This is a genomic window from Nocardioides sp. NPDC047086, from assembly GCF_040643685.1.
Classification (GTDB): Bacteria; Actinomycetota; Actinomycetes; order Propionibacteriales; family Nocardioidaceae; genus Nocardioides.
Genome location: NZ_JBEYUV010000014.1, coordinates 79,001 through 94,987, shown reverse-complemented (window position 1 = coordinate 94,987; position 15,987 = coordinate 79,001). Strand labels below are relative to the sequence as shown.

Here is a 15,987-nt window from a genome sequence, read left to right as displayed (position 1 = left end):
CGCGCCCCTCCTAGCAGTCGGCCCGAGGTCAGGTTTGTGGCACCGGCACGGCGGACACGACCGACTCGAGGATGTCGGAGACCGACCGGCCGTGCATCGCCGCGGAGGCGCTGGAGAGGAGACGGTGGGCAAGGACCGGACCGGTCAGCCTGCGTACGTCGTCGGGGAGGACGAACTCGCGTCCGTGCAGGGCGGCATGAGCCTTGGCGGCCCGCAGCAGGTGGAGGCTCGCCCGCGGCGAGGCGCCGAGGGCGAGCTCGTTGTTGGTGCGGGTCGCCGCGGTCAGGGCCACGGTGTAGCGGCGGACCGCATCCGAGACGTAGACCTGGTTGACGACGCCGACGAGCTTGCGGATCTCCACGGCGTCGGTGACGGGGTCCAGGTCGTCGAGCGGGTTGGCCGCGCTGTGGTTGGCCAGCATCGCGATCTCGGAGCCGACCGGCGGATAGCCGACCGAGACCCGCGCCATGAACCGGTCGCGCTGCGCCTCGGGGAGGGCGTACGTCCCCTCCATCTCGATCGGGTTCTGGGTCGCGATCACCATGAACGGCGACTCCAGCTGGTAGGTCACGTTGTCGACGGTGACCTGGTGCTCCTCCATGCACTCCAGCAGCGCCGACTGGGTCTTGGGGGAGGCGCGGTTGATCTCGTCGCCGACCACGATGTTGGCGAAGATGCCACCCGGGCGGAACTCGAACTCCCGGGTGTTCTGGTTGAAGATCGACACCCCGGTGACATCGCTCGGGAGCAGGTCGGGCGTGAACTGGATGCGGCGCACCGAGCAGTCGATCGAGCGCGCCAGCGCCTTGGCGAGCTGGGTCTTGCCGACCCCGGGCACGTCCTCGATCAGGAGGTGTCCCTCGGCGAGCAGCACGGTGAGCGTGGAGTCGACGACGTCGGTCTTTCCTTCGATCACCTTCTCGATGCTGTCGCGAATGCGGCCCGCGACCCGCACCAATGTCTCGATCTCTGCCCCATGCACCGGTCCCGGTCCTGGGGCCTCCAACGGCGTCGTCACGTCGCGTCCTTCCGACTCACCCTGCTTATGGGAACACCGTACGGGGTAGCGCCTACGGGCGTCTGCGGCATTGACCCGACTGTGATCTGTGGGCGGGTCGCCGCCGGCCTCCGCAGCCCGCGACCAGGGGGAGCGGGTTGTGGTGGGAAATCGCCTCGTGGGGGAGGAAGGTGGTTTGAATGTGGGGGATTGTGGGGTACGGTGGGGCAAAGTGGAGGAACGATCCACGTTGAGCTGACCGCGGGGGCGAGCACATGTTCTTCATGGGCACGTACACGCCGAAGCTCGACGAGAAGGGCCGGATCTTCCTCCCCGCAAAGTTCCGAGATCGACTGGCGGAGGGGGTTGTCGTGACGCAAGGTCAGGAGAACTGCCTCGTGGTGTGGCCCGAGGACGTCTTCATGCAGGAGGCTCAGCGGGCCCAGCAGACGCCGCTCACCTCTCGGGACGCACGCGACTACGCCCGTGTCCTCTTTGCGGGGGCCGAGCAGACGACACCCGACAAGCAGGGCCGGATCGGCATCCCGCCGCTCCTGCGCGACTACGCCGGGATCGTCAAGGACGTGGTCGTGATCGGTGTGATGGACCGGATCGAGATCTGGGACCCGGCCAAGTGGGCGGAGTACTCCGCGGGTGCACAGGCCAAGTTCGCAGACCTCGACGAGTCGACGGACTGATAAAGGGACAGATCGACAAAGCGACAAGCAGCGATGAACTGATCAGAAGCACCACAAGTCAACAGCGGATCCGCAGGACGAGGTCTCAGTCCCGCTCCAACCCTCCAGCCATCCGGGGCACCTTCCCCGGCTCCGGACGGCACTCGGCGGTGACGGAGCGGGCATGAGACCTGGCTCTGCGGATCCGTGGCGTTGTCAGCCCGTGGCTCTGCCAGAGGCGGGGGAGAACACACACCAGACGAAGCCGTGCGATGGGGGTCGAGGCGGTGACGAACCAGAAGCACGTGCCGGTGATGCTCGACCGCATCGTCGACCTGCTCGCGCCGGCGCTCGCCGATGGTGGCGTGCTCGTCGACTGCACGACCGGTCACGGCGGTCACACCGAGGCCGTCCTCGAGCGGGTCCCCGGATCGCGCGTGATCGGCATCGACCGCGACACCTACGCGCTCGGCATCGCCGGCGAGCGGCTGGCCCGCTTCGGCGACCGGTGGACGGGTGTCCACGCGGTCTACGACGAGATCCTCGACGTCGTCGCCGGGCAGGGCCTGGACGAGGTCCAGGCGGTGCTCTTCGACCTCGGTGTCTCCTCGATGCAGCTCGACCAGCGTGAGCGCGGCTTCGCCTACGCGGAGGACGCACCGCTCGACATGCGGATGGACGCCACCCAGGGTCAGACCGCGGCGGACGTCCTCAACAACTACTCCGCGGCGGACCTGACCCGGATCCTGCGGGACTACGGCGAGGAGAAGTTCGCCAAGAAGATCGCCTACGCCATCGTCAACCGTCGCGAGAAGGTGCCGTTCACGACGAGCGGGCCGCTGGTGGAGCTCCTCTACGCCGAGATCCCCGCACCTGCCCGTCGCACCGGCGGACATCCGGCCAAGCGCACCTTCCAGGCGCTGCGGATGGAGGTCAACGACGAGCTCGGGGCGCTGCGCCAGGCGCTGCCGGACTCGCTGGAGGCCGTCGGCCTCGGTGGCCGGGTGGTGGTCGAGTCCTACCACTCGCTCGAGGACCGGCTCACCAAGCGGGCCTTCGCCGAGGCGACCAAGCTGGACGTACCTCCCGACATGCCGGTGGTGCCGCCCGAGGCCGAGCCGTCGTTCCGCCTGCTGACCCGTGGTGCCGAGCAGGCCAATGCAGAAGAGATCGAGGAGAACCCGCGCGCTGCCTCGGTGCGACTGCGCGCGGTGGAGCGCACCAAGCCCCGAACCAACCGTCCCAAGACCACTGGAGCAACCAGATGAGCATCGCCGCCGCGCCACAGGCGCCCGGGCGTAGCCCGGACCGGGCCACCGAGACCCAGACCCGGCTCACCGCCGTCCCGGCGCCGCTGCCTGCCCCGATGGCGCCGCGGCTGCCGTTCGTCGTGCTCGTCTCCATGCTGCTCGTCGGTGGCGTCGTGGGTCTGCTCGTCTTCAACACCTCCATGCAGCAGTCGGCCTTCCAGGAGCAGCGGCTCCAGGAGCAGGCGACCACGCTGGCCGCCCGGGAGCAGGCGCTCGACGGTGAGCTGAAGAAGATGGAGGACCCGCACAAGATCGCCGCCAAGGCGAAGGATCTCGGCATGGTCGTCCCGCAGAACGCGGCCATGCTGCGGGTCCCCGAGGCGAAGATCGAGGGCGAGGCGGCCCCGGCCGACCGCTCCGCGACACCGCCGCTGCACCCGAAGGTCGCCAAGCCCTACAGCGTGCTGGTCGCCGAGCAGAAGGCGGCCGAGGCCGCCGCCGCGAAGAAGAAGGCCGAGCTCGCCGAGAAGAAGCGCGCCCAGGAGAAGGCGGAGAAGCAGGCCGCCGAGGAGCAGCGTACGTCTTCGGGCGAGGCTCGGTAGGGGATCGCGATGGCCCAGCGACAGGTCAAGCGGCAGGTCCGCCGGCCGGCGCGGCGTCCTAGCCCGCGGTCCACGCCGAAGGCGACGCAGCGACGCGGGCCGGTGCACATCCGGCTCCGCGTCGGCTTCATCCTGGTGGCGATGGTGCTCTCGGTCTTCGGTGGCCGGCTGGTGCAGCTGCAGGGCATCGACCCGCACTCGTACGCCGCGATGGCGGCCGCCGAGAACGTCGTCGATGTCGTGCTGCCGGCCGAGCGCGGCGAGATCCTCGACCGCGACGGCGAGGCGCTGGCCGACTCCTCCGACGGGCTGATGGTGCTGGCCGACCCGAAGCAGACGAAGAAGGACGCCCCGGCGATCGCCGCGTTCCTGGCCAAGGAGCTCGGGGTCGACTACGCCTCGGCGCTGGCCAAGCTCCGCAAGGACGGAAGCCGGTTCCAGTACATCAAGCGTCAGGTGCCCGCGACCCAGGCGACCGCCGCGGTGGAGAAGGCGAAGAAGGAGGGCTACCAGGGGCTGTGGACCAGCCGTGACCCGTTGCGCAACTATCCCAACGGCGACGTGGCGGCCAACCTGGTCGGCTTCCTCGGCAACGACGGCCCCCTCGCCGGCCTCGAGGCCGCCTTCGACAAGCACCTGGCCGGCAAGGACGGCCACGCCGAGTACGACGCGACCAGCCCGGTCAGCGGCACCCGGATGCCGCTGGGCACCAACAACCGCGTCGACCCCGTCGACGGCAACGACCTGACCCTCACCATCGACCGCGACCTGCAGTACTACGTGCAGCAGACCCTGATGGACGCCGTGCAGAAGTCGCGTGCGGAGTCGGGGATGGCGGTGGTCATGGACACCCAGACCGGTGAGATCCTGAGCCTGGCCGACTACCCGACCTTCGATGCCCGCGACCCGGCGGCCTCGCCGAAGTCGCTGCGCGGGAGCAACGCGCTGTCCAACGTCTACGAGCCGGGCTCGGTGCAGAAGGTGCTCACGGTCGCCGGCCTGCTCGACCAGGGGCTCGTCTCGCCCTCGACCCGGCTCAAGGTGCCGGGCTCCTACCGCTCGGGCGACGCCGACATCCACGACTGGTACGAGCACGGCATGGAGAAGCTCACCCTGGCCGGGGTGATCGCGAAGTCCTCCAACATCGGCACCGTGATGGCCGCGGACAAGTACTCCGACGGTCAGTTGCGCGACTACCTGACCGCCTTCGGCCAGGGCCGGCGTACCGGCCTCGGTCTCGACACCGAGTCGGCCGGTCTGCTCGCCTCGCCGGAGACCTGGAACCCGGCCGACGAGGACCGCATCGACTTCGGCCAGTCGATCTCGGTCAACGCCGTGCAGATGACCGCCGCCCTCAACACGATCGCCAACGGCGGCGTACGCATCGACCCCAGCCTGATCGCCGGTAGCGCCACCAACAACTCCGGCGCCGAGGTCGGCACCGACACCGCGCAGCGCACTCGCGTGGTCTCCGAGGAGGCCGCCTCCCAGACCGGGGAGATGATGGAGCGGGTCATCAACGACCCGGTCAACGGCACCGCCAAGCAGGCCGCCGTCCCCGGCTACCGCGTCTCCGGCAAGACCGGAACCGCACAGCGGGTCAACTCCGAGTGCAAGTGCTACGACGGCACCACCACCGTCTCCTTCGGCGGTTTCGCCCCCACCGACGACCCGCGGTTCACGGTCTACGTGGCCATCCACAACCCGGGCAACGGCGGTGGCGGTGGCACCGTCACCGGCCCGGTCTTCTCTCAGATCATGTCCTTCGCCCTGCGCCGCTACGGCGTCCCGCCGACCGGCACCGAGCCTTCGAAGATGCCCACTGGTTGGTGAGCCCCGGGGGTAACCGTGTTACCCGACTCGCGATGCATAACATAGGTATGTTATGTTTTACCTGTGAGTATGGCTTCCGGACGTGATCTCTCGCTCGCCCTCGAGAAGGTGGTGCGACTGGTGCGGGAGGTGTCGACCGCGGGCGACATCTCGCCGACCGCGGCGACGGTACTCGGTGTGCTGGCCCGGACCGGGACGCAGCGGGTCACCGATCTGGCCAGGATCGCCGGAGTGTCCCAGCCCGCGATGACGCAGCTGGTCAACCGGCTCACCCAGCAGGAGCTGCTCGCCCGGGTCGCCGATGACGCCGACCGGCGGGCGGTCCTGGTCGAGATCACCGACGCCGGGCGAGAGGTCCTCGAGACCAGGCGCGGGCAGCGAGCCGGTGTGCTCGACGCCGCCCTGGCCCGGGTCTCCGCCGAGGACCGCGCCGCCATCGCGGCGGCGCTGCCCGCCCTCGACCGGCTCGTCGACGCCGTGCTCGATTCCTGACGCGCCGGCCTGCCGGCGCCGCGTACGAAACCAACGTCTGAGAAGAGGCAAGAGAATGAGCTCCCACCAAGGGGCAGCTGCCGCAAGCCCGTTCAAGCAACCACGTGCCGTGTGGGCGGTCGCGTTCGCGTGCGTGGTGTCGTTCATGGGCATCGGGCTCGTCGACCCGATCCTGCCGGTGCTCGCCGAGGAGCTGGAGGCGACGCCCGCGCAGGTGTCGCTGCTGTTCACCAGCTACCTCGTGGTGACCGCCGTGGCGATGATCGGCGTCGGCTGGGTCTCCAGCCGGATCGGGGCCAAGTGGACGCTGATCCTCGGCCTGGTGCTGATCGTCGTGTTCGCCGGGATGGCCGGGACCGTCGACGGGGTCGACGGCATCGTCGGTTTCCGGGCCGGCTGGGGCCTGGGCAACGCGCTGTTCATCTCCACCAGCCTCGCCGTCATCGTCGGCTCGGCGACCGGAGGGTTCGCGGGAGCGATCATCCTCTACGAGACCGCGCTCGGTCTCGGCATCGCGGTCGGCCCGCTCCTCGGCGGCGTCCTCGGTGGCATCTCCTGGCGCGGCCCGTTCTTCGGTGTCTCCGCGCTGATGGCGATCGCGCTGGTCGCGACCCTGGTCTTCCTGCCGCCGACGCCCAAGCCGGAGAAGAAGGTCACCCTGCTCGCACCGCTCGCCGCGCTGCGCCACCGCGGGCTGCTGACCATGGGCATCATGGCGCTGCTCTACAACTGGGGCTTCTTCACCCTGCTCGGCTACGCGCCCTACCCGATGGGGCTGCACGACCCGCTGCAGCTCGGCTGGGTCTTCTTCGGCTGGGGCATCCTGGTCGCCGTCTTCGCCGTGTGGGGCGCGCCGTGGGCGCAGCGCCGCTTCGGCACCGCGCCGACCCTCTACGTCAACCTGCTCGGCCTCGGCGTCCTGCTCGCCGTCATCGGCCTGGGCGTCTCCACGCCGACCGTCGTCATCGTGGCCGTGATCCTCTCCGGCATCTTCGTCGGTCTCAACAACACGCTGACCACCCAGGCGGTCATGCTGGTCTCGCCGGTGGAGCGGCCGATCGCGTCCTCGGCCTACGGGTTCGTACGCTTCATCGGCGGCGGCCTCGCGCCGTTCGCCGCGGGCAAGATCGCCGAGGCGACCGACCAGTCGGTGGCCTTCTACGTCGGTGCCGCCGCGTTCCTGATCGCGATCCCCGTCCTGGCCAGCGGCCACCGGCTGATCGCGGCCGCCGAGTCGGCCGAGACCGCCGAGCTGGTCGCCCCGACGCTCGAGCCCGTCGGGCCGGTGCGCGGTGAGGGCCGGCCGGTGCTGGTCGCCGTCGGCGCCACCCTCGACGCCGATGCGGTCGTCGACCGGGCCGCCGAGATCGCCGCCGCCGACGGAGCGCCGCTCGAGATCGTCCACGTCCGCGAGACCGAGGTCGTCGAGGAGCTGGCGATCGACGCGGAGGACCCGGAGACGGCCGCCGCGACCGTACGCGCCCACCTGGACCGCCTCGCCGCCCGCGGTGTGACCGCGACCGGCCTGGTGCTGCACAGCGTCGGCGACCACGCCAGCGCAGGGATGGAGCTGGCCAGGTACGCCACCGAGGCCCGGGTCCGGACGATCGCGCTCGGCTCCTCGCCCCGTGGCCGTGCCGCGCAGCTCGCCGACGGTTCGATCACCTCCGCGGTCGTGCGGAACGCCGGCGTACCCGTCGTGCTGGTCGTTCCCGGCCAGGAGCCGCACGAGCTCAGCGCCGCGGCGCTGACCCAGCTGCGCCACGCCTGAGCGCCACGCCTGATGTCGGCCCGGCGGGACCTGGTCCCGCCGGGCGGATAACCTTCGGCAGGTGAGCAGTGCGTACGAGACGGCGGATCCTCAGAGCCCGACCCGCCCGCGAGTGACCGAGCCGGTGTCGCTGGCCGACCTGGCCGGCGAGTTCGGCCTGGAGGTGCGCGGCGAGGCCCGGGTCACCGGGGTCACGCTGAGCTCCCAACGGGTGCTGCCCGGTGACCTCTACGCCGCGCTCCCCGGCAGCCGGGCACACGGTGCCGGCTACGCCGCGGGGGCCGTCGAGGCAGGCGCGGTCGCCGTGCTCACCGATGCCGCGGGCGCCGCCCAGCTGGAGGCCCAGGGTCTCGCCGAGGTGCCGGTGCTGCTCGTCGAGCAGCCGCGCAAGGTGCTCGGCGCGCTCTCGGCCCGCGTCTACGGCAACCCGTCGGGCAGGCTGCGGCTGATCGGCGTGACCGGCACCCAGGGCAAGACCACGACCACCCGGCTGGCCGAGAGTGCGCTGCTCGACGCCGGCCACCGCGCCGGTGTCATCGGCACCGTCGGCACCCGGATCGGTGGACGCGACGTCAAGACGCCGCTGACCACGCCCGAGGCTCCCGACCTGCACGGTCTCTTCGCCCGGATGGTCGAGGAGGGGACCGAGGCGTGCGCCATGGAGGTCTCCTCGCACGCTCTGGTGATGGGCCGCGTCGACGGCGTCGTCTTCGACGTCGCCGTCTTCCTCAACCTGGGCCGCGACCACCTCGACTTCCACGAGACGGTGGAGGACTACTACGCCGCGAAGGCCGACCTCTTCACCCCGGAGCGGGCGATGTTGGGCATCGTCAACATCGACGACGAGCACGGCCGTCGCCTCGCCGCCGAGGCGACCATCCCGATCCTCACCTACGCCCTGCACGACGCCGCCGCCGACTGGCGCGCCACCGACGTCGAGCTGCGCCCCGACGGCTCCAGCTTCACCGTCCACGGCCCCGACGACCTGGAGTTCCCGGGCGCCAGCCCGCTGGCCGGCGACTACAACGTCAGCAACACCCTCGCCGCCCTGGCCGCCATCCACCACGCGTATGGCCAGGAGAGCGTGGTGCGTGAGGTCGCCACCGCCCTCGCGAAGGGCTCCGGTGTCCCGGGACGCCTCGAGCGGATCGACGAGGGCCAGCCGTTCACCGTGGTGGTCGACTACGCGCACAAGCCGGACGCGGTCGAGGCCGCGCTCGGCACGCTGCGGCCGCTGACCGAGTCCCGGCTGATCGTGGTGATCGGTGCCGGGGGAGACCGCGACACCGGCAAGCGGCCGATCATGGGGGAGATCAGCGCACGTCTGGCCGACCACGTGATCGTCACCGACGACAACCCCCGCACCGAGGACCCGGCGAGCATCCGGCGCCAGGTGCTGGAGGGCACCACCGGCGGGCGCGCGAGCGTCGAGGAGATCGGTGACAGGCGGGCCGCGATCGTCCGTGCGATCAGCCTCGCCGAGCCGGGCGATATCGTCGTCGTCGCAGGTAAGGGGCATGAGACGGGCCAGGAGATCAACGGCGTCACCCACCCGTTCGACGACCGCGAGGTCGTACGTACGGCGCTGGCGTCACAGTGATCGATGTGCTGATACGGCGGGGTGCCGCAGAGCCGGCGAAGCCGTAGGGAAGAATGCCCGGGGCCGGTGTCTTCGCTATGCACACCGGCCCGGGGGCAAGGACCAGGAACGGCATGGCAAGGAAGGCACCCGGCTGACATGAGAGCGATCTTGCTGAGCGGAGCGATTGCGCTTCTGTTCTCGCTGCTCGGCACCCGATTTGCGATCGTACAGTTCACGAAGTTGGGCTATGGCCAGGAGATCCGCGAGGACGGGCCGACGACCCACCGCACCAAGCGCGGCACCCCGACCATGGGTGGCGTCGCGATCGTGATCTCGGTTGTCGTGGGCTACTTCGCGGCCAAGCTGCTGACCGGCGACGCCCCGAGCGCGACGGCCTACCTGCTGCTGTTCCTGCTGGTGGGTATGGCCGCGGTCGGCTTCGTCGACGACTTCATCAAGGTCTTCATGCAGCGCAACCTCGGTCTGCGCGCGTGGTCCAAGATGGTCGGGCAGACGCTGGTGGCAGTCGGCTTCGGCGCGGTGGCGATCCACCCGGGCCTGGCCAACGCCGACGGCATCACCCCCGCGGCCGACCAGCTCTCCTTCATCCGAGACTTCGGGCCCCACTTCCTCGGCGGCGACGGGATCCTCTACTGGCTCGGTGGCGCGCTGCTGCTGGTCATCTTCTGGATCATGGTCACCGGCACGTCCAACGCCACCAACCTCACCGATGGTCTCGACGGCCTGCTGGCGGCTTCCTCGGCGATCGTCTTCGCCGCCTACACGATCATCTCGATCTGGCAGAACAACCAGCGCTGCGGCCGCCCGAGCGTGGAGATCGGCACCTGCTACGAGGTCCGCGACCCGCTCGACATGGCGATCCTCGGCGCCGCGATCAGCGGCGCGTGCATCGGCTTCCTGTGGTGGAACGCGAGCCCCGCGAAGATCTTCATGGGCGACACCGGCTCGCTCGCGCTCGGCTCGGTGCTGGCCGGCTTCGCGATCCTGTCGCACACCGAGTTCCTGCTGATCATCCTCGGCGGCCTCTTCGTCACCGAGACGGTCTCGGTGATCCTGCAGACGGGCTGGTTCAAGATCACCCGCAAGGTGACCGGCACCCCGAAGCGCATCTTCCGGATGACACCGATCCATCACCACTTCGAGATGCTCGGCTGGGAACAGGTCACCGTGGTGATCCGGTTCTGGATCATCACCGGCCTCTGCGTCGCGGCGGGCCTGGGAATCTTCTACGCCGAATGGGTGGCGACCATCTGATGACTGAGCCCGACGACATGGCTGAAAAGCTCGACAAGCTCGGTCGCAACGACTCCTGGGAGGGCGTGAAGGCGGTCGTGGCCGGCTTCGGTGTCTCCGGTTTCGCGGCCGCCGACAACCTGACCCACCTCGGTGCGAGCGTGATCGCTCTGGACGAGTCGCCGGGGGACGAGGAGCGCCAGGAGAAGGCCAAGCTCCTCGGCATCCTGGGTGCCGACGTACGCCTCGGCGAGGGCGCCACCCACGTGCTGCCCGACGACGTCGACGTCGTGGTCACCTCGCCCGGCTGGCGGCCGACGGCTCCGCTGCTCGCCCAGGCGCGTGAGCGCGGGATCCCGATCTGGGGAGAGGTCGAGCTCGCCTGGCGGCTGCGCGACCCCGACAACGCCGCGCCCTGGCTGGCGGTCACCGGCACCAACGGCAAGACCACGACCGTGCAGATGCTCGACAACATCCTGCGTACGGCTGGGCTCCGGTCCGTCGCCGTCGGCAACGTCGGCCTGCCGATCGTCGAGGCCGTGATGGACCCCGAGCCCTACGACGTCTTCGCCGTCGAGCTCTCCTCCTTCCAGCTCCACTACACCTCCTCGATGGGCGCCGAGGCGGCCGTCGTCCTCAACATCGCCGAGGACCACCTCGACTGGTACCCCTCGATGAAGGAGTACGCCGCCGACAAGGGCCGCGTCTACGAGGGCGTCGAGCTGGCCTGTGTCTACAACGTCGCCGACGAGGCCACGATGCACCTCGTCGAGGAGGCCGACGTCGTCGAGGGCGCCCGGGCGATCGGCTTCACCCTCGGCACCCCGGCGGTGGGTCAGCTCGGGATCGTCGAGGACATCCTGGTCGACCGGGCCTTCATCGAGGAGCGTCAGACCTCCGCCGCGGAGCTGTGCCAGATCTCCGACCTCGCCTCCTCCGCACCCCACTACCTCCAGAACGCGCTGGCCGCCGCCGCGCTCGCCCGGGCGCACGGGGTCTCCCAGGCCGCCGTACGCGACGGCCTGAAGTCGTTCCGCCCCGACGGCCACCGCATCGAGGTCGTGGCCGAGTCCGGCGGCGTCACCTGGGTCGATGACTCCAAGGCGACCAACCCGCACGCCGCCCAGGCCTCGCTGCAGGCCTACGACCCGGTGATCTGGATTGCCGGCGGCCTGGCCAAGGGAGCCCGCTTCGAGGACCTGGTCGCCTCCATCCACGACCGGCTCCGCGCCGTCATCCTGATCGGCCAGGACCGCGACGTCATCGCCTCCGCCCTCTCCGCCCATGCCGGCGACCTGGAGATCGTCGAGCTCGACGACCCGAACGGCCAGGCCGCTCTCGAAGAGGCCGTCGAGATCGCCGCCGCCCTGGCCAAGCCCGGTGACACCGTGCTTCTGGCCCCCGGCTGCGCCAGCCAGGACCAGTTCCGCGACTACAAGGCCCGCGGCGACGCCTTCGCCGAGGCCGTACGCCGCCAGCTGTAATTCGCCCGCTGGTCGAGCCGCCGGAGACGCTCGCTGGCGCTCGCGGCTCGACCAGCGGAGGGACGACGACACGCGGGGGAGATGCACCGCGAACGCGGAGACGGCGGCGAGAATGTAATGGACGTACGTCGCACCGCAACTGGGAGGTAGGCCGTGACGACCACCAGCCCCGACCAGACCGGTCCCGGCCCGGCGGAGCCGGACAAGGCGTACCCGAAGTCGGTTCTGGGCTATCTCAAGGCCTGGTTCCACGCGCTGCGGGTGGCCCTGAACCGGCCGCTGGCCGCCTACTACCTGCTGCTCACCAGCACCGCGCTGCTGCTCACCATCGGGCTGATCATGGTGCTGAGCGCCTCGAGCGTGTGGTCCTACCAGTACATGGGCAACTCCTACGCGATCGTCGGCCGGCAGGTGCTCTGGGTGATCATCGGTATCCCGTGTGCGTTCATCGCCTCCAAGATCAGGCCGAAGCACCTGCGCCGGCTGGCGTGGCCCGGCTACGTCGTCGCCTGCGTGCTGCTCTTCCTGACCATCTTCTTGGGCCACGACGTCAACGGACAGCAGAACTGGATCGGCGCCGGCCCCATCAAGATCCAGCCGTCCGAGATCGCCAAGCTGGCGATCGTGCTGTGGTCCTCCCACGTCTACGCGCTCAAGGACCGCCGGCTCGACAGTCTCCACGAGGTGCTGATGCCGGTCCTGCCGGGCATCGCGGTGGCCACCGGGCTCGTCCTCGCCGGCAAGGACCTCGGCACCGCCCTGGTCTTCTTTGCGATCGTGCTCGGGATGCTGTGGGTGGTCGGAGCGCCCGGGCGGCTGTTCGGGATCGCGATCTCGATCATCGGTGTCTCGGTGCTGTTCCTGATCAGCACCGACACCGAGCGGCTCGCCCGGCTGACCAGCTTCGTGGACCCGTTCAAGGACTACCACGGGCAGGGCTGGCAGCCCTCCCACGGTCTCTACGCGCTCAGCTCGGGCGGTGTCCTGGGGCAGGGGATCGGGGCCTCGCAGCAGAAGTGGGGCGACCTGCCCGAGGCCCACACGGACTACATCTTCGCGGTGCTCGGCGAGGAGCTCGGCCTGGTCGGCACCCTGCTCGTCGTCGGCCTCTTCCTGACCCTCGCCTTCGCGCTGGTCAAGGTCGCGCGCCAGACCGACCGGCCGTTCGTACGCTACTTCAGCTTCGGCGTGCTGGTCTGGCTGCTCGGTCAGATGATCATCAACGTCGGCATGGTGCTCGCGCTGCTGCCGGTCATCGGCATCCCGCTGCCGTTGGTCTCCTACGGCGGCTCGGCGCTGATCCCCTCGATGGTGGCGCTGGGCGTCGTGATCGGCTTCGCCCGTCGTGAACCCGCGGCGGCGGCAGCGCTGAAGCACCGTAAAGCCTTGGCAAAGGATCGCGCACGCCAGGCAGCCGCCTACCGATCCGCTCAACGCACCAGATAAGTTCTGACGCATCATGAAGGCCCTCCTCGCCGGCGGTGGCACCGCTGGACACACATCCCCTCTGCTCGCCACGGCTGACGCCCTGCGCCGTCTCGACCCCAGCGTGGAGGTGACCTGCCTCGGTACGCCTCGCGGCCTGGAGAACCAGGTGGTCCCCGCGGCGGGCTACCCGCTCGAGCTGATCCCGCCGGTCCCGATGCCGCGCCAGCTCAGCAGCGACCTGCTGAAGGTGCCGGCCAACCTCAAGGGCGCGGTCGACGCGACCTACGAGGTGCTCGACCGGATCCGGCCCGACGTGGTCGTCGGCTACGGCGGGTACGTCTCGATGCCCGCCTATCTCGCCGCGAAGCGGCGCCACATCCCGATCGTCGTGCACGAGGGCAACGCGATGCCGGGTCTCGCCAACAAGGCGGGTGCCCGGGTCGCCGACCGGGTCGCGGTGAGCTTCCCGGACACCAAGCTGCCCAAGGCCGAGTACATCGGGCTGCCGATCCGCCGGATGATCTCCACGTTGGACCGCTGGGCGCTGCGCGCCGAGGCGCGCAGCTTCTTCGGGCTCGACCAGCAGCGCCCCACGATCGTGGTCACCGGCGGCTCGCAGGGCGCCCGGACGATCAACGAGTCGGTCTCCGGCGCCTACCCGGCCCTGGCCAGCAACGGGATCCAGGTGCTCCACGTGATCGGCCCGAAGAACGAGTTGGCCTCGCCCGGCCCTGGCTACCACGTCCTCAACTACGTCGACCGGATGGACCTCGCGCTGGCCGCGGCCGACCTGATGATCTGCCGCTCCGGCGCCAACTCGGTGATCGAGGCGAGCGCCGTGGGGGTCCCGGCCGTCTACGTACCTCTCCCGATCGGCAACGGCGAGCAGTCGCTCAACGCACGCGCCGTCGTCGACGCCGGTGGCGCCGTACTCGTCTCCGACGCCGAGATGAGCGCCGCGTGGGTCACCAGCCACGTACCCCCGATCGTCACCGACCGCGCCCGGCTCGAGGCGATGTCCAAGGCCGCCAGCGACCTGGTCCCGCGTGACGCCGACGAGCGGCTGGCGCGGATCGTGATGGAGACCGCGCAAGGAGGAGGTTCGCGATGAGCGAGCGCAAGCGAGTGACAATTCAGGGCAACATGCCGCCGCGTCCGTATCCTCGCTTCTTCTCGACGGAGGTGGCGGCATGAGGGTCCCGGTTCCTGAGCACATCCTTCCGGCCGAACAGCTGGGCAGGGTCCACTTCATCGGCATCGGTGGGGCAGGCCTGTCCGCGATCGCCCGGGTCATGCTGGCCCGCGGGATCGAGGTCTCCGGCAGCGACGGTGCCGACTCCTCGATGGTCGCGGCGCTGCGCGAGGAGGGCGCGACCGTCTACGTGGGTCACGAGGCCTCCCAGGTCGAGGGCGTCGACACGCTGATCGTCTCCACCGCCATCCGCGAGGACAACCCGGAGTACGTCGCCGCGGTCGAGAAGGGGCTGCGGATCTACCCGCGCTCGGCCGGCCTGGCCTCGGTGATGGAGGGCCGCCGCGTCCTCGCCGTCGCCGGCACCCACGGCAAGACCACCACCACCTCGCTGCTGACCGTCTCCCTGCAGGCGGCGGGCGCCGCGCCGACCTACACCGTCGGTGGGGAGCTGGCCGCCTCGGGCACCAACGCGGCCGAGGGGTCGGGCGACCTGTTCGTCGCCGAGGCCGACGAGTCCGACGGCGCGTTCCTGGTCTACAAGCCCTACGCCGCGGTCGTCACCAACGTCGAGGCCGACCACCTCGACCAGTGGGGCACCGAGGAGGCCTACCGCGAAGGTTTCGCCCAGTTCGTGGGGCGCCTGGCCCCCGACGGCTTCCTGGTCGCGGTCATCGACGACCCCGGCGCCGCCGACCTGCGCCACGTCGCCCACTCGCTCGGTCGCCGTTTCATCGGCGTCGGCGAGTCGGAGCTGGCCGACGTACGCGCCGTCGACGTCGTCCTGGAGGGCACCACCTCCTCCTTCACCGTCGTCGACGGGCTCGACGAGCTGGGCCGGATCACCCTGCAGATCCCGGGGCGCCACTACGTCGCCGACGCGTTGGCCGCACTCACCGTGGGCCTGCGTCTGGGTCACTCCTTCGACCTGCTCAAGGCGGGGCTGGAGTCCTTCACCGGCACCCGGCGGAGGATGGAGCGCAAGGGAGAGGCCGCAGGCGTACGCGTCTACGACTCCTACGCCCACCACCCCTCCGAGATCGCCGGCGACCTCGTCTCCGGCCGGTCCGTGGCGGGGCAGGGGCGGCTCATCGTCGCCTTCCAGCCGCACATGGTCTCGCGCACCCGGATCTTCGGTGAGGCGATGGGCCGCGTGCTCGGCGCCGCCGACGAGGTCGTCGTCCTCGACGTCTACCTCGCCCGCGAGGACTACGACCCCGAGGTCACCGGCAAGCTGGTCGCCGACGCGGTGCCGCTGCCGCCCGACCGCGTCGCCGCCGTCGCCGGGCTCGAGGAGGCCGCCGCGGAGCTGGCCCGCCGCGCCCGTCCGGGTGACCTGGTTCTGACCCTCGGGGCAGGTACCGTGACCGAGGTGGGCCCGATGGTGCTCGCCAGGCTACGTACGGCTGAGCAGTAACGCTGGGG

Annotated in this window: 13 protein-coding genes; 12 read left to right on the top strand and 1 reads right to left on the bottom strand. The window is 70.2% G+C overall.

What is annotated here, in order from left to right:
* Positions 1-28: 28 nt before the first annotated feature.
* Positions 29-982, bottom strand: coding sequence for a MoxR family ATPase (locus tag ABZ796_RS12700; protein ID WP_357337302.1), 954 nt, complete (start codon positions 980-982; stop codon positions 29-31).
* A gap of 299 nt (positions 983-1,281) precedes the next feature.
* Here ABZ796_RS12700 and mraZ point away from each other — a divergent pair, with 299 nt between their 5' ends.
* The 12 genes from mraZ (at position 1,282) to murC (ending at position 15,979) form a co-directional block, all read left to right on the top strand.
* On the top strand, positions 1,282-1,695 hold the full coding sequence (gene mraZ, locus ABZ796_RS12695; protein ID WP_231380332.1) for a division/cell wall cluster transcriptional repressor MraZ: 414 nt from the start codon (positions 1,282-1,284) through the stop codon (positions 1,693-1,695).
* 251 nt (positions 1,696-1,946) lie between these two features.
* A complete protein-coding gene (rsmH, locus tag ABZ796_RS12690) occupies positions 1,947-2,942 on the top strand; it encodes a 16S rRNA (cytosine(1402)-N(4))-methyltransferase RsmH (protein WP_357337262.1) in 996 nt (331 codons plus the stop codon).
* The gene (locus ABZ796_RS12685) at positions 2,939-3,526 is read left to right on the top strand and encodes a hypothetical protein (protein WP_357337261.1); all 588 of its coding nucleotides are present in this window, start codon (positions 2,939-2,941) and stop codon (positions 3,524-3,526) included. The genes rsmH and ABZ796_RS12685 overlap by 4 nt, the downstream gene beginning before the upstream one ends.
* Before the next feature lie 9 nt (positions 3,527-3,535).
* On the top strand, positions 3,536-5,359 hold the full coding sequence (locus ABZ796_RS12680) for a penicillin-binding protein 2 (RefSeq protein ID WP_357337260.1): 1,824 nt from the start codon (positions 3,536-3,538) through the stop codon (positions 5,357-5,359).
* A gap of 69 nt (positions 5,360-5,428) precedes the next feature.
* Positions 5,429-5,851, top strand: coding sequence for a MarR family transcriptional regulator (locus ABZ796_RS12675; protein WP_357337258.1), 423 nt, complete (start codon positions 5,429-5,431; stop codon positions 5,849-5,851).
* A gap of 55 nt (positions 5,852-5,906) precedes the next feature.
* Positions 5,907-7,622, top strand: a complete 1,716-nt coding sequence (locus ABZ796_RS12670) for an MFS transporter (protein WP_357337256.1) — start codon at positions 5,907-5,909, stop codon at positions 7,620-7,622.
* 139 nt (positions 7,623-7,761) lie between these two features.
* A complete protein-coding gene (locus ABZ796_RS12665; protein ID WP_357337301.1) occupies positions 7,762-9,222 on the top strand; it encodes a UDP-N-acetylmuramoyl-L-alanyl-D-glutamate--2,6-diaminopimelate ligase in 1,461 nt (486 codons plus the stop codon).
* A 138-nt stretch (positions 9,223-9,360) separates the two neighbouring features.
* Positions 9,361-10,479, top strand: coding sequence for a phospho-N-acetylmuramoyl-pentapeptide-transferase (gene mraY / locus ABZ796_RS12660; protein WP_357337254.1), 1,119 nt, complete (start codon positions 9,361-9,363; stop codon positions 10,477-10,479).
* Complete coding sequence (murD, locus tag ABZ796_RS12655) at positions 10,479-11,942, top strand: UDP-N-acetylmuramoyl-L-alanine--D-glutamate ligase (protein WP_357337253.1); 1,464 nt, start codon at positions 10,479-10,481, stop codon at positions 11,940-11,942. The genes mraY and murD overlap by 1 nt, the downstream gene beginning before the upstream one ends.
* Before the next feature lie 153 nt (positions 11,943-12,095).
* Positions 12,096-13,388 (top strand): putative lipid II flippase FtsW, encoded by a 1,293-nt coding sequence (ftsW, locus tag ABZ796_RS12650; RefSeq protein ID WP_357337252.1) that lies wholly within the window; start codon positions 12,096-12,098, stop codon positions 13,386-13,388.
* Positions 13,389-13,401: 13 nt separating this feature from the next.
* Entirely contained in the window at positions 13,402-14,481 is a 1,080-nt protein-coding gene (murG, locus tag ABZ796_RS12645; RefSeq protein WP_357337251.1) for an undecaprenyldiphospho-muramoylpentapeptide beta-N-acetylglucosaminyltransferase, read from the top strand.
* A 79-nt stretch (positions 14,482-14,560) separates the two neighbouring features.
* Positions 14,561-15,979: a UDP-N-acetylmuramate--L-alanine ligase gene (gene murC / locus ABZ796_RS12640; RefSeq protein ID WP_357337250.1), complete on the top strand. Its 1,419-nt coding sequence runs from the start codon at positions 14,561-14,563 to the stop codon at positions 15,977-15,979.
* Positions 15,980-15,987 lie beyond the last annotated feature (8 nt).

Excerpts from the sequence above, each read along its gene's own strand:
- mraZ (WP_231380332.1), top strand. The coding sequence starts at position 1,282 with ATGGGCACGTACACGCCGAAGCTCGACGAGAAGGGCCGGATCTTCCTC.
- murC (WP_357337250.1), top strand. The coding sequence starts at position 14,561 with ATGAGGGTCCCGGTTCCTGAGCACATCCTTCCGGCCGAACAGCTGGGC.
- ABZ796_RS12685 (WP_357337261.1), top strand. The coding sequence starts at position 2,939 with ATGAGCATCGCCGCCGCGCCACAGGCGCCCGGGCGTAGCCCGGACCGG.
- murD (WP_357337253.1), top strand. The coding sequence starts at position 10,479 with ATGACTGAGCCCGACGACATGGCTGAAAAGCTCGACAAGCTCGGTCGC.
- mraY (WP_357337254.1), top strand. The coding sequence starts at position 9,361 with ATGAGAGCGATCTTGCTGAGCGGAGCGATTGCGCTTCTGTTCTCGCTG.
- ABZ796_RS12680 (WP_357337260.1), top strand. The coding sequence starts at position 3,536 with ATGGCCCAGCGACAGGTCAAGCGGCAGGTCCGCCGGCCGGCGCGGCGT.
- rsmH (WP_357337262.1), top strand. The coding sequence starts at position 1,947 with ATGGGGGTCGAGGCGGTGACGAACCAGAAGCACGTGCCGGTGATGCTC.
- ABZ796_RS12670 (WP_357337256.1), top strand. The coding sequence starts at position 5,907 with ATGAGCTCCCACCAAGGGGCAGCTGCCGCAAGCCCGTTCAAGCAACCA.
- ABZ796_RS12675 (WP_357337258.1), top strand. The coding sequence starts at position 5,429 with ATGGCTTCCGGACGTGATCTCTCGCTCGCCCTCGAGAAGGTGGTGCGA.
- murG (WP_357337251.1), top strand. The coding sequence starts at position 13,402 with ATGAAGGCCCTCCTCGCCGGCGGTGGCACCGCTGGACACACATCCCCT.